This window comes from Akkermansiaceae bacterium (assembly GCA_019634595.1).
GTDB lineage: Bacteria > Verrucomicrobiota > Verrucomicrobiia > Verrucomicrobiales > Akkermansiaceae > Luteolibacter.
Genome location: JAHCBC010000001.1, coordinates 1,198,022 through 1,211,771 on the forward strand (window position 1 = coordinate 1,198,022; position 13,750 = coordinate 1,211,771).

The 13,750-nt window shown below is 64.6% G+C and carries 8 protein-coding genes; 6 read left to right on the top strand and 2 right to left on the bottom strand.

All coding sequences use genetic code 11. The features are described from left to right. Window positions 1-184 precede the first annotated feature (184 nt). Window positions 185-2,149: a metallophosphoesterase gene (locus KF712_05165; protein ID MBX3740358.1), complete on the bottom strand. Its 1,965-nt coding sequence runs from the start codon at window positions 2,147-2,149 to the stop codon at window positions 185-187. A gap of 226 nt (window positions 2,150-2,375) precedes the next feature. Here KF712_05165 and KF712_05170 point away from each other — a divergent pair, with 226 nt between their 5' ends. The 4 genes from KF712_05170 (at window position 2,376) to KF712_05185 (ending at window position 6,917) form a co-directional block, all read left to right on the top strand. After that, on the top strand, window positions 2,376-3,233 hold the full coding sequence (locus KF712_05170; GenBank protein ID MBX3740359.1) for a carbon-nitrogen hydrolase: 858 nt from the start codon (window positions 2,376-2,378) through the stop codon (window positions 3,231-3,233). A gap of 95 nt (window positions 3,234-3,328) precedes the next feature. Next, a complete protein-coding gene (locus KF712_05175) occupies window positions 3,329-4,012 on the top strand; it encodes a hypothetical protein (protein MBX3740360.1) in 684 nt (227 codons plus the stop codon). Between the two features lie 210 nt (window positions 4,013-4,222). Further along, entirely contained in the window at window positions 4,223-6,271 is a 2,049-nt protein-coding gene (locus tag KF712_05180) for a sensor histidine kinase (GenBank protein MBX3740361.1), read from the top strand. A gap of 13 nt (window positions 6,272-6,284) precedes the next feature. Then, window positions 6,285-6,917 carry a response regulator transcription factor gene (locus tag KF712_05185; GenBank protein ID MBX3740362.1) on the top strand — a complete coding sequence of 211 codons (633 nt, stop codon included), beginning with the start codon at window positions 6,285-6,287 and terminating at the stop codon, window positions 6,915-6,917. A 185-nt stretch (window positions 6,918-7,102) separates the two neighbouring features. Here the strand turns inward: KF712_05185 and KF712_05190 are convergent, their stop codons facing one another. Continuing rightward, complete coding sequence (locus KF712_05190) at window positions 7,103-8,359, bottom strand: acetylxylan esterase (protein ID MBX3740363.1); 1,257 nt, start codon at window positions 8,357-8,359, stop codon at window positions 7,103-7,105. Between the two features lie 219 nt (window positions 8,360-8,578). Here KF712_05190 and KF712_05195 point away from each other — a divergent pair, with 219 nt between their 5' ends. Together KF712_05195 and KF712_05200 are read left to right on the top strand one after the other, a co-directional pair. Then, on the top strand, window positions 8,579-12,352 hold the full coding sequence (locus KF712_05195; protein MBX3740364.1) for a DUF1553 domain-containing protein: 3,774 nt from the start codon (window positions 8,579-8,581) through the stop codon (window positions 12,350-12,352). A gap of 30 nt (window positions 12,353-12,382) precedes the next feature. Further along, window positions 12,383-13,651, top strand: coding sequence for a DUF1501 domain-containing protein (locus KF712_05200; GenBank protein MBX3740365.1), 1,269 nt, complete (start codon window positions 12,383-12,385; stop codon window positions 13,649-13,651). Window positions 13,652-13,750: the final 99 nt, after the last annotated feature.

Below are 13,750 nucleotides of genomic sequence, written 5' to 3' on the forward strand. Positions count from 1 at the left end.
TCATGCTGAAATCCACAATCTCATGGGCGGAAAATCATGGTTGCCGCGAAATGAAATCCCTCCACTCCCCCACTGCAGATCCTCCTCCCTTTTCCCGCAAAGGGAGGCGCAACCGATATTGCGCCCGCCTCCATGACATTCCGCAATCCGCCACGACCTTGACAGCGGACGTGACGGGAAAGGGTCAGTTGCCCACCGCCTTCACCGCGACCTTGCCGGACGGGAAGGCATGGGCGCGGGAGGCGGAGCGGTCGGGGAAACGGCCCGCCACCACCCGGTCGAGATGGAGGAGGAGGACGGTGTCCGCATCCGCGGAGAGGCGTTCCTGCGGGGTGTAGGAAGACTTGTGGAGGGCCGCCTTGCTGAGCCTCACCTCATCCACCACGCCTTGGAAGGAACGACCAGGGCCACCGTCCTTGTTGGTGTCCGCACCGATGTAGAGCGGCAGCTTGTTGCGCGTCCGCTTGCCGGCCGCGGGGGCGGAGCCGACCTGCTTTCCGTCCACGTAAAGCCTCGCTTCGGCACCATCGAACACGGCGGCGAGGTCGGTCCAGACGCCGGGCTTCAGCACCGGGCCGGATTTCACCCGCACGTATTTCCCACCCAGGTAGACGATGAACTGCACTTCGCCGCCGAACGACAGCAGGCCGAATTCGGAGTGCTGTGTTTTTGAGACGATCCCCGCGGACTCCGCCAGCGTGTCCGGGTTCACACGGCACTCCAGGGTGAACGGGCCATCCGGCAGGTTGTATCCGGCGGACTCCACCTTCACACCGGACTCACGGTCGCCCATGCGGACACCGGTCGGAACCTCCGCCGGGGCGAACACCTCTTCAGGAAGCGCGCCGAGCCGGGTCTCCAGAGGGAAGGTGACGGGTGGGAGCTGGGAGCGCTTTTTCCCTTCGAGGTACCAGGTGTCCATGGTCAGTCCGGGCACGCGGAACTTTCCTCCGGATCCGGATCCGGATCCGGATCCGGCGCCGTCGCTGGCGACATCGAACGTCACCGTCTCCTTCCCGCCCGGTGCGATGGTGACGGTGCGCTTCTCAGGGGAAAGCGTCCATCCTTTGGCCGCATTCACGGCCAGCGTGACCTCCAGCGGTTGCTTCGTGGGATTGGTGACCGCCAGCGGATAGGCGGCGGAGCCATTGCCGGAGATGTCCAGTTCGAAGGGCGCGGCCGCCTTCGGGCGCATCCTGCGGGCGCGGGAAATGTCGGCCGTCCGTTCCGCGGTGTGGATGGAGGGATCCATGACGGAACCCACGGGGAGGGCGGCGACACGCACACCGTCCCCGCGCACGGACACGGTATGGATGTGGTGGAGGAAGCCCGCGTCCGGATAGTGGCCGGGACTGCCGCCGCCGGTGGTGGCCAGCGTGTGATACTGGATGCCGTCCTTCACCCCGTCATGCCGCAGGCGGTGGATGTGCCCGGCGAAACACGCCTTCACCCCGCCGTGGGCGACGAGCATCTCATGGACCGTGGCCCAGTTGCTGCCTGTGTAGCGCCCCACATCCCAGCGTGGCTGGTGCATGAAGACGAAGACGTTCTTCAGCCCCTTCATTTCCTCCAGTGACTTTTTGATCCATGCGAGCTGCGGAGCGCTGAACTTTTGCTGGGCGGGATCTTTGTAAGAGCGGCGTTGTTTGGGCTTCCCGAGATCCCCCTCGTCGGAGAACAGGACGAGAAAGCCGCTGCCCTTGTGTTCGAACCAATACCAGAGCGGGCCGAAATGCTTTTCATAGGATACCTCATGCTCACCCACGGGCCTGCCATCGCCACGCCAGTAGATGTCATGGTTTCCCGCCACGGGGTACCAGGGCATGCGGAGCCGCTCCATGACGCCGCGGTACTCCCGCATCTGGACCATCCATTCGTCCGTCGTGTTGTAGCCCTGCACCAGGTCGCCGATGGTCATGACCAGGTCCGGCCCCAGCAGGTTCGTGTCCACCACGGCCTGCTCCAGCACCCTCACGCCCGCCGGCGTGCCACCGGTCCTGTCCCCGAAGACGACGAAATCGAACGACTCCGTCTTGTCCGGCAGCCGCAGGGCCAGCGGGGCGGGACGGTCCGTGTGGACCTGGGCGGAGGCGTGATCGGTGGCGGAGAGCAGGAGCAGACAGGTGAAGGCCGGGATGAAGGATCTCATGGGGAACTAGCAAGGATTTCGGTTTCATGGCGGAAGCCGCCGCAGCGGAGACATACGGAGCCGGACACCACGGGTGTTACATACCGTGATTGTTTCCGCCCGGAGCGGGTGGAGAACCCCCGTGAGGTGACGATAGCTTCGCAAGCCCATCCTTCGCCCCGCCCCGTGCATCGCCCCCTCCCTCTTGCGCCTTGTCTCTCCAACATTCCGTTCTAGATTCCCCGCCATGCCACGCCTCGCCCTGCTCCAGTCCGCCACCTTCTCCAGCAAAGAAGAAGCGTTCGACCACCATGAAAAACTCATCCGCAGGGCGGCGGCGGGCGGCGCACAGATCGTGGCGACCCAGGAGCTTTTCCTGACCCCATACTTCTGCACCGTGGAGGACACGGAGCGGTTCGACCTGGCGGACAAGCTCCCGGGACCAGTCACGGACCGGCTGGGCAAGCTGGCGGGCGAACTTGGCATCGTCCTGATTTCCTCCCTCTTCGAACACCGCGGCCCCGGCCTCTACCACAACACCGCCGCCATCCATGATGCGGACGGCAGCCTGCTGGGCCTCTACCGGAAGTCCCACATCCCGCAGGATCCCGGCTTCGAGGAGAAATTCTACTTCACCCCCGGGGACACCGGCTGGCCGGTGTGGGACACGCGGTTCGGCAAGATCGGCGTGCTCATCTGCTGGGACCAGTGGTATCCGGAGGCCGCCCGCCTGATGGCGCTGGGCGGGGCGGAGCTGCTCATCTACCCCACCGCCATCGGCTGGCTGCCCGCCGAGAAAGAGGAGCTCGGCGCGGCCCAGCATTGCGCATGGGAAACGGTGCAGCGCGGCCACGCCGTGGCGAACGGCTGCTACCTCGCGGCCATCAACCGCAGCGGCACCCATGATGGCACGGAGTTCTGGGGACGGTCCTTCGTGGCGAACCCGTATGGCGAACTGGTCGCAAAGGCCTCCACGGAGAACGAAGAGATCCTCTACCACGACGTGGACTACAAGAAGGTGGAGGATTTCCGCCGCATCTGGCCGTTCTTCCGCGACCGCCGCATCGACGCATACGGTGACCTGACCAAGCGTTGGCGCGCCTGATGGGGCGGCAACGCCCGACATAACACTTTCGTGCGCCCGGGAGTTCTTTCCCCCGGCCGGGGATTCTGGTAATGCCCTCATCTTTACAAACCCAGATGAAAAAGCCCCTCATCCTCTCCATTGCCGGCATTCTCGGAATGGCGGCCCCGGCGCAGGCCGCGATCCTCATCGCCTACACCTCTTTCCCGGACGAAGAAACCGCCACCACCGCCAGCACGGAGACGATCACCGCCCAGGTGGCGGCGGCGGGCTTCAGCGGCCGGGTCGTCCAACCGGGCTTTGATTTCCGGACCAGCGGCGGCAGCAACGACGGCACCTATGGTCCCAGCCTTTCCACCGGGGAGAGCGGCGGCAACGGCTACATCCGGGTGAACGCCGGCAGCATCCTCACCATCACCGTCACGAACTCATCCGGAGCCGCCGTCCAACTCGGCACCCTGTTGTTCGACACCACCTACACCGGCACCGCGGGCACCATCGAACTCGCCTACCGCTTCGATGGCACCGGAGCCTACACCGTCCTCGAGTCCGGCCTGGTCTCCGACACCGCGGTCACAGGCAGCGGAGCCGCCGCAGCCGCCAACTACCGCGACCAGTCCGTGGATGTCAGCTCCCTCTCCCTGAACAACGGCCAGAGCATCACCTTCCAGTTCTCGCCGGTTGGCTCCGGCTCCAGCTTCCGGGTGGACAACGTCGCCCTCCTCGACATCCCGGAGCCATCGCTGGCCCTGCTCGCGGCGGCCGGGATCATCCCCCTGCTGCGCCGCCGGGTGCGCTGAACGCCAGGCGAGGCAGCGAAGGTCGTGAGACCTTCGGCGGGGTGGGCGTCTGCGAACAAACCGGCTCCGGTCATTCATGGACGTCCCCCCCAACCGGAAGTCCCGCGGCTCCCGCCACCACAAAGATGCCGGTCTGAAGACCGGCGCTCCCAGCCCCTCCTGCGGAAAATCCTCGCCGGATGGAAAACCCCGGAGGAGCATGAACGGACCGTGCCGCGATCCCTGAAAAAAGCCGCGCTCCTTTTCCTCCTCTCCGCCTGCTTTCCGGGGAGTCTCTCCGCACAGACCCCGAAGATCGACCCGAAGGCACCGGTCCTGACAACGGCCAGCGGGATCGCCCGCCTGCCGAACACTTCATTGCTGCAACCTGCCGTCGATCTGCGGTCCGCCACCATCACGTTCATCGACCCGAACGGCACCACCTTCATCCGGGACGAAACGGGGGCGACGTTTTTCCGGAGCAACCGCTCAAACACCTACCAGCCCGGGCAGACCGTTGCCATCCGGGGGGTGAGATTTCCGGGACTCTACATCGGCGGCATCGCCCCTTCCAAGGTGGATGTCCTGTCCGCCGGACCTCCGCCACAGCCACGGACCCTCACCCTCCGGGATCTGGAAACCGGCCACCACCACTATGAATTCGTGGAGGTCGCTGGGGTTGGCCGCTCATTCGAGCTCACCGGCGAAACCACCGGCAAGCTCCGCCTGAATGTGGAGGGTGGCATCCTGGAGGTGCAGTTCGACCAGGCCCCCGAAGACGGACCCTCGCTGGTCGATGCGGAGGTGCGCATCCGGGGACTGGCCGCCGGAGCGATCAACGACCACCGGCAGCTCGTCTATCCCTATCTCCGCGCCATCGACGGCAGCGCGGTCACGGTCATCCAGCCGCCACCGGCGGACCCCTTCGCGACGAAGGACACGCCCCTCTCATCGCTTTTCGACTTCGCGCGCACAGGTTCCGCCAGCCACCGGGTGAAGATTTCCGGAACCGCGCTCGGCCCGCTGATCCATGGCAGCGTGTTCATCCGCCAGGACAACCGGAGCGTCCGCGTCATCATGGCCACGCCGCTGCCCGGGCTGCGGGCGGGGGACCAGGTGGAGGCGCTCGGATTTCCGGAGATGGGGGGATTCAGCGCGATGTTGGCGGACGCGGCCCTGCGCGTCACCTCGCACGGTTCGGAACCTCCCTCCGCCATCAAGCCGGACCTGAAGCAGATCAACAGCGGCGCGCTCGACGCGGACCTGGTGACCATCGAGGGGACCGTCATCCAGCATCTTGAAAACGACAACACCCTCATCGTCCGCACGCCCACGGAAACCCTGCGCGTGCTTTCCCACGGCTGGAAGCTGCCCCCGGTCGCAACGGGGAGCGAGGCGCGCTTCACCGGCATCTGGCTGGTGAAGGAGGTGCGCAGCACCAGCCGCAGCTACCGTGCGGCACCGGCCTCCCACGAACTCTGGCTGCGGTCCGCGGAGGACGTCACCCTCCTTTCCGCTCCCAGTTGGTGGAACTCGACCAAGCTGTCGGTCATGCTCGGCATCGTCGCCGGGGCCGGCCTGCTGGTCCTCATCTGGGCGGCGTTGCTGCAACGCCAGGTCGCCCGGCAGGTGAAGATCATCGAGGTGAAGGCGCAGCGCGAGGCGATGATCGAGGAACGGCAGCGCATCGCCCGGGAATTCCATGATACACTGGAGCAGGAGCTGGCCGGACTTTCCCTGCGGCTGGATGCCGCCGTGCCACGCGTGTCCGACGAAAAGGCGAAGGGCCTGCTCGACCAGTTGCGGAAGCTGCTGTTCCGGCTGCAGACGGAGACCCGCGATTTCGTCTGGGATCTCCGCGACGAATCCCAGCACTCCGAGCCGCTGGAGACCTCGCTGGACATCCTCATCGACCATCTGCAGACCACCACCGTCATCCCTTTGGAATATTCCCCGATGCCGGACCTGCCGCCCGTGCCCGCGCTGGCGCAGCACCACCTGCTGCGCATCGCGCGGGAGGCCGTCAACAACGCCATCAAATACTCCTCCGCGAAGCGCGTGCGGATTTCCCTCTCCCACGCACCCGGCACCATCCACCTGAGGGTGGAGGACGACGGCGCGGGCTTCGACGTCAGCGGGAAATCGAACTCATCCGGACACTTCGGCCTGCAGGGGATGAAGGAACGCGTGCGCAAGCTGGGTGCGGAGCTGGACATCCGCAGCAAGCCCGGTGAAGGCACCTGCATCGAAGTCGTGCTTGCCATCCCATCCGCGGCATAGGAACAGTCCCCCCATGCAGGATGCCTCCCAACCGTTGCGTCTCCTCCTGGTGGACGACCATTTCGTGGTCCGCAGCGGGCTGGCCGCATCCCTCGCCCTGGAGGATGACATGAGCGTGATCGCGGAAGCCGCTGACGCGAACGAAGCCGTCACCGCCTACGAGACCCATCATCCGGACGTCGTGCTGATGGACCTGCAGATGGGCGAAACCAGCGGCGTGGACGCCGTTTCCCGCATCTCACAGGACCATCCGGCGGCGAGGATCCTGGTCTTTTCATCATTCGCGCGTGACGAGGATATTTACCGCGCCATCCGCGCCGGAGCACTGGGCTACCTGCAGAAGGCCGCACCACGGGAGGATCTGCTGGAGGCGGTGCGCCAGGTTTCCAAGGGCAACCGCTACCTGCCGCGGGAGATCGCCCAGCGTCTGGCGGACCGTCTCAGCCGTCCGGAGCCGAGTCCGCGCGAGCGGGAGGTCCTGGCCCTCATCGCCAAAGGCCGCAGCAACAAGGAGGTCGCATCCGACCTGGGTCTCAGCGAGGACACCGTGAAACGCCACGTGAGCAACCTGATGGCGAAGCTGGGGGCGCAGGACCGCACCCAAGCCGTGACGGAGGCGTTGAGGCGGGGTTTGATCGAGGTCTGAGCCGATGCCTCCAAGGATTCGCCATGCGTGTTGGAGAAAAACGGCGTCTCCAACCGCAGAACCGGGGATTTATATGGATACCCTGTGGCTCCATACCCAGTAACCGCGACGGCTTCCCTGGTTCGTTGGCATCGTTCACAGGGAGATCCCCCCCGTCAGCATGGAAGGCTGACCCTTGGTGATTTCTACCGCGACGGCACGGGGTGTGCCTCATTGAAAACGGTCAACTCTTCATGAGGGAAGATCGTCAGCCTGCTCTCGTCTGCTCTGCCCGCATCAAGTTTGAAGTGTTTCGCGATGAATGGATAAAGTGCTTTGCGTTTCGACTCGCCGTAGTCGTGTCCTTCTTCGGAGAAATGAGCGTTCTCGATGTCCTGCTCCTTTCCATACAGCTTGTATAGCGAACGAAGGTGTGGAAATTCCACCTCAGGAGTGCGGAGTGTCCAGTCCTTGCCGCAGCTGATCAGAAGCAACGGCTTCGGAGCATGCAGAGCGGTGATCTCCACGTTGTTGGTGACGGTTCCGCCATGGTTGTGGATGGGCATGCCACTTTCGCAAACACAGCCGCCGAAAAAGTGGGCGGAAACCATGACGCAGGGTGCCGCCAGAGTAACGCGCGGATCCACCGCCGCCAACAGGAATGCCTGTGTACCCCCGCCGGAAGCACCGGTAACCCCCACCCGTTCCGGGTCCGCTCCGGGGAGGGAAAGCGTGTAATCCAGCGTCCGGATATTGTTCCAGAGCTGGCGGGCAAGGACGTGTTGTGTCTGCTCGTGATCCCCGCCGCGCTTCCGGTCGTCTCCGTAGCCCACCATGTCTCCGGCAAAGACGATGCATCCCATACGGGCGAGCGATGCGGACAGCAACTGGACACTCGGGCTGTAGCGCCCCTCCTCGACATACGTATTGTCCCGGAAGTGCCCGTGCGAACAAAGCACCACCGGCATCTTCCCTGCAGCTACGGCAGGCAGATAGAGGTTTCCTGTGTGGAAAACTCCCTTGGTCACCTCGAGGGAGATGTTTTCCACCGTATAGCCATCGCACTTCCGTAGCGAATGGCGCAGCGCCGGCGGCGGTGATTTCCGCTCCGGAATAGGATCGAGCTCCGCGCCTCTGAGGATCGACCTGCGGACCGTCTCCCTGCGTTGCTCCCATGTTTCCCTGTCCATGAAATGCTTTCTCATTTTCGCAAGCTCTTCGGCGGCAGCTTCCTGCGACTGGGCTTCTCCAACACGCAGCTTAGGGGTGTGGGCGTCTTCCGCCTGGATGGGGGTGGCGGAAAAAAAGAAAAAGAAAGGCAAGATCGAGAGCTGTTTCATTGTCGGAACGCACCCATACGTCGTTTCCTGCGGGAAACTATCCCACCCAAACAGTTCAGGCGGACGCCACACGATACGAAAAACATGCCCGCACCTTCCTCGCAATGGGGCAAGGAAGGCCAATACCGAAAATGGAATCCCCGGGCATGCAGCCATCCCCCCGCCTGACGCCATGGAATGGGAGCGCAGCGGACATAACGGCTATGCCGCAATGGCGTCCCTGCCTCCACCGGCCCCGGCGTCCGGCCCCGAGGCATCACCCGAAAGTGGGAGTCGCCTCTCCCCCTTTTACCGAATTGCATCAAACGGTGATCCCGCGTTTGATGTAGGTAGTTCCAACCCATGTCTCCGCTCCGTACCAGCACCTACCTCACCCTCGCCGCGGCTTCCGTGGTGGCGATCGCCTTCGCAGCCAATGACGCGGACCAGGCGGATTCTCCGGATTCCGCCAATGACGCTCCGCCGCAGGAAACCGCGCAGAACGACTCGGTGAAGATCCCGGTCATCCCGCCGCTCGTCAAATGGACCTTCGACACCTCGTTCCCCGGCAAGCTCGGCGGCAACGCCAGGATCGCCGGCAATGGCCCGCAGGCGCCGATGTATCCTTCGTTCGCCGCAGGCAACAAGGCGCTCGAGCTGGAAGGCGGGGACGGCTCCATCCTGGTGAAGGAGACGGATGTCCCCGGCGTGAACCTGCGTTTCACCCAGGGTGAGACCATCACCATCGAGTCATGGGTCAGGATCGAGGACCTGAAGAACGGCTCCTACATCTACCTCATCGGCAAGGGCCGGAACCGCAAGAAGGACTTCACGGCCGAGAACCAGAACTGGTCGCTGCGCCTGAAAAACGAAGGCGGCGAGGCTCTCCCCACCTTCCTTTTCCGCAGCCGCAACGAAAAGACCAAAGAGGAAGGCTACCACCGCTGGGTGGCCGCGGAGGGATTCACCGCCGGCTCCGGCTGGCACCACGTGGCCGTCACCTACACCTTCGGCAAGCCCGACAGCGTCACCGCCTATGTCGATGGCAAGAAGATCAGGAAGGGCACCTGGGACATGGCGGGCAAGACCACCGAGCCTCCGGTGAACGATGCGGATGACGTCATGATCGGCACCGGCAACGGCGGAGGAAAGGGCAACACGCTCAACGGCTCCATCGATGAGATCGCCGTCTATCGCGGTGCGGTGGCGGACGCCACCCTGTCCCAGCGTTACGTCTTCGTCCCGCCGCCGGCCGTCGTGGAGGTCGCCAAGATCCCGGCGGGCAAGGTGCTCGTCCAGATCTGCGAGAATGTTCCTGCGAAGAATTCCTGGCCGGCGATCCAGCCGCCGGAAAGCGAGCACTACACCGAGGACGTCTTCGGCTTCTTCGAGCTGCCCCACAAGTATGCAGGCACGGGCGTGCGCGAGGACCGTCCCATCCCCAGCGTCATGCGCGCCTCCGCCAAGGTGGAACTTCCCGCCGGGAAGCACCGCCTGCTCGTCCGCGCCCGCAGCAGCTCCCGTCTGCACATCGATGGCAAGCAACTGATCCTCACCTCCTTCACCAAGGCGGACAGCGGCGGACACAACCATGTTTCCGAACAGGACAAGTTCCTCGACCTCGGCGGCGCGGACTACCGTTTCGCGCCTCCCGGCACGGAGGAAGCATGGTGCGAGTTCGAAACGAAGGGCGGCGAACACCTCGTGTCTTTCGAAACCATGGTCGGCGGCGTGGTCGGCAACGCCCGCCGCAGGCCGGAGATCGGTGAGGCTGTCGTCGCCATTTCCTACCAGGGCACGGACACCTGGGAACTGCTTTCACCCGGCTCCCGCAAGGTGGCCTACAATGACAAGGGATGGGCGGAATATGAAACCGAGCGCCGCGCCTGGCTCCAGGACTTCAACCAGCAGCGCCGCGCCGATGCCCGTGCGAAGCACTCCGCCTATTGGGACAAACGACGGGACGCAGCGGAGAAATTCCTCGGCTCCGCTCCGGAAGTTCCGGTGCCAGCCGCGATTTCCGGTTATCCGGAAGGCAACACCATCGACCGCTTCGTGAACGAGAAGATCGACAAGGTGGCCCACCAGTATTCCGCCGCGAAGAAAGAGGGAGTGAACTTCTACAGGGAAGTGATGCCCATCCTGGAAACGAAATGCTTCAGTTGCCACCAGGGCAGCAAGACCAAGGGCGATCTCCAGCTCAACACGCTGGAACACGCCATCAAGGGCGGCAAATCCGACGGTCCCGCCATCACCCCCGGCCATGCGGACAAGAGCTCCCTCTACGACCGCATCACCCAGACGGATGAGGACTACATCATGCCGCCGAAGGGCGACCCGCTGAGCAAGGAGGAGCAGGAACTCATCAAACGCTGGATCGACGAAGGCGCGAACTGGCCCGAACTGAACGTGGAATACACCGACGTCACCGGCCTGAGCGACGACCTTTCCTTCCTCCGCCGTGTCTCGCTGGACACCATCGGCGTGCCGCCGACCGTGGAGGAGATCGAGGCATTCACCAAGAGCACGGACAAGGACAAGCGCGCGAAGGCGATCGACCGCCTGCTCGCCGACGACCGCTGGGCGGACAAGTGGATGGGCTACTGGCAGGACGTCCTGGCGGAGAACCCGAACATGCTCAACCCCACGCTCAACAACACCGGCCCGTTCCGCTGGTGGATCCATGAGTCCCTGCTGGATGACAAGCCGCTGGACCTCTTCGTCACGGAGCTGGTGCGGATGAACGGCAGCAGCCGCTTCGGTGGTCCCGCCGGATTCGGGGTGGCCTCCGGCAACGACGTGCCGATGGCGCAGAAGGGCACCATCGTCAGCACCGCCTTCCTCGGCATCGAGATGAAGTGCGCCCGCTGCCATGACGCACCGGCCCATGAAAGCACGCAGGAGCAGCTTTTCCAACTCGCGGCGATGCTGGAGACGAAGCCCGTGGGCGTCCCCGCCACCAGCAGCGTGCCGATGGACAAGCTCTCCGTCGGTGGCCGCAAGCCGCTGATCAAAGTGACGCTGCCTCCCGGCTCGAAGGTCACCCCGGCATGGCCGTTCGGGAACTTCGTCGCGGAAGACGTGGGCCTCTCCCTCGCGGAGGACCAGAAGAGCACCCGCGATGTGCTCGCCGCGCTGATCACCGCACCGCAGAACGAACGCTTCGCCCAGGTGATGGCCAACCGCATCTGGAAGCAGTTCATGGGACGCGGCATCGTCGAGCCGGTCGAGGACTGGGAGAAAAACGAGCCGACCCACCCCGAGCTGCTGAAGTGGCTGGGCCGTGAACTGGTGCGCCAGAACTACAGCATGAAGAACCTGGCACGGGTGATCCTCAATTCGAACGCCTACCAGCGTGCGATCGACACCCGCCTGCGCGACACCAGCCCGCTCTACACCTCCCCCGCCCCGCGCCGTCTGGATGCGGAGACCATCGTGGACTCCCTCTTCGCCTCCACCGGCAAGCCCTTCCGCACGGAGGAAGTCAGCCTGGACATCGACGGCCGCCGCGACCTGAAGAACTCCATCTCCCTTGGCAAGCCGACCCGCGCGTGGATGCTGACCAGCACCTCGAACGAACGCGACCGTCCGTCCCTCGCCCTGCCACGCATCCAGGCCGTCGCCGACGTGCTGGAGGCATTCGGCTGGAAAGGCGCCCGCCAGGACGCCACCAACGCCCGCGAGATCTCCCCGAACGCGCTGCAACCCGCCATCATCAGCAACGGCACCATGGGCATCTGGCTCACCCGCCTGAGCGATGACCACGGCATGACGGAACTGGCGCTGGAGGACCAGACCGTGGACCAACTGCTGGACCAGGTGTTCCTCCGCATCCTCACCCGCAAGCCGAACGACCAGGAACGCGCGAAATACAGCGCCTACCTCTCCGCCGGATATGACACCCGGGTGAAGGGCACCACCATCCCCGTCTCCGTGAAAGCGGAGCGCCGTCCGGAGAAGTATGTCTCCTGGTCGAACCACCTGGACGCCGCGGCGAACGTGCTGCGCCACGAACAACAGGTGGCCGCCCGTGCCGGTGACCCGCCGACCGAACGTCTGGACGCCGACTGGCGCCAGCGCATGGAGGACGTCCTGTGGGCCGTCCTCAACTCCCCGGAACTTGTCTTCAACCGCTGAACCCTTCATTTCATCCCAACGCGAAAAACCATGAACCGCCGTTCCTTCCTCAAAACCTCCGCCCTCGCCTCGCTGGCCGGCCCGGCTCTGGCCAACACCACCCACGTCGCCTCCATGCCGAAGGGCAAGGCGGAACACTGCATCTTCATCTGGCTCGGCGGCGGCATGTCGCAGATCGACACCTTCGACCCGAAACGCCGCGGCACCGGCAAGAAGCCGATGGTCGCCGGATCCGATTATGATTCGATCCCGACGGTCGTCCCCGGCGTGAATGTCACGGAGCACCTGGGCAACTGCGCGAAGCTGATGGACCGCATGACCGCCGTCCGCACCGTCTTCCACGGTTCCGGCCAGGAACACGCCATCGCCACCAACTTCGTCCACACCGCCCGCCCCATCAGCGGCAGCACGATCTATCCGTCCATCGGCTCGATCGTGGCGCACCAGCGCGGTGCCGCGAACCCGAAGGTGCCCGCCTACATGCTCATCGGCTTCCCCAGCGTCAGCCGCGGCCCGGGCTTCCTCGGCTCGAAGTATGGCAACATCTACCTCACCGACGTGAAGGCCGGTCCCGCCGGATTCACCCGCCCGGAGTATCTCGACACGAAGCGGATGGACGCTCGCAAGCAACTGCTGGAGCCGATCACCGCCGGTGTGCCGAAGGACTCCACCATCGCCGACTATGAATCCGCGCAGGTCGAGGCGCTGCGTCTCGCCGGACCGGAGTTCATGCGCAACTTCGACCTGTCCAATGAATCCTCCGACATCCGCAACGGCTATGCGGGCGAGTTCGGCGAGCGCTGCCTCGTCGCCCGCCGCCTCATCCAGGATGGCGTGCGCTTCGTGGAAGTGTCGCACAATCCGGGATGGGTGAACGGCACCGGCTGGGACACCCACAACGCGGGCCAGCTCCAGCAGCACGTCCTCATCCGCGAACTTGACCAGGTGCTGGCCACCCTCATCAAGGACCTGGAACAGAAGAAGCTCCTCGACAAGACGCTGGTTGTGGTCGCCACGGAGTTCGGCCGTCCGCCGGAGTTCGACGGCGGTGGTGGCCGCGGCCACCAGGCATCCGCCTTCACCATGGTCCTCGCGGGCGGCGGACTCAACCACAAGGGCGCCTACGGCACCACCGATGAGCTTTCCAAGAAGATCGTCGAGAACCCGGTTTCCACTCCGGATTTCCACGCCACCATCCACGCCGCCCTCGGCATCAACCCGAGCCACGAACTGATGGACTCCACCCGCCCGGTGCCGATCACGGACGGCGGTGTGCCCATCGCGGCGCTGTTCGGCTGATAAAAGAGAGATCCCTCTCCAACGCCGGATTCCCCAGGCAGGGAGTCCGGCGTTTTCCGTAAGGAGGGTGGACACTCCTGTCCACCGGCGGCATTGGCG

Coding starts and splice junctions, on each gene's coding strand:
- KF712_05175 (MBX3740360.1), top strand. CDS start 3,329: ATGAAAAAGCCCCTCATCCTCTCCATTGCCGGCATTCTCGGAATGGCG.
- KF712_05170 (MBX3740359.1), top strand. CDS start 2,376: ATGCCACGCCTCGCCCTGCTCCAGTCCGCCACCTTCTCCAGCAAAGAA.
- KF712_05185 (MBX3740362.1), top strand. CDS start 6,285: ATGCAGGATGCCTCCCAACCGTTGCGTCTCCTCCTGGTGGACGACCAT.
- KF712_05195 (MBX3740364.1), top strand. CDS start 8,579: ATGTCTCCGCTCCGTACCAGCACCTACCTCACCCTCGCCGCGGCTTCC.
- KF712_05200 (MBX3740365.1), top strand. CDS start 12,383: ATGAACCGCCGTTCCTTCCTCAAAACCTCCGCCCTCGCCTCGCTGGCC.
- KF712_05165 (MBX3740358.1), bottom strand. CDS start 2,149: ATGAGATCCTTCATCCCGGCCTTCACCTGTCTGCTCCTGCTCTCCGCC.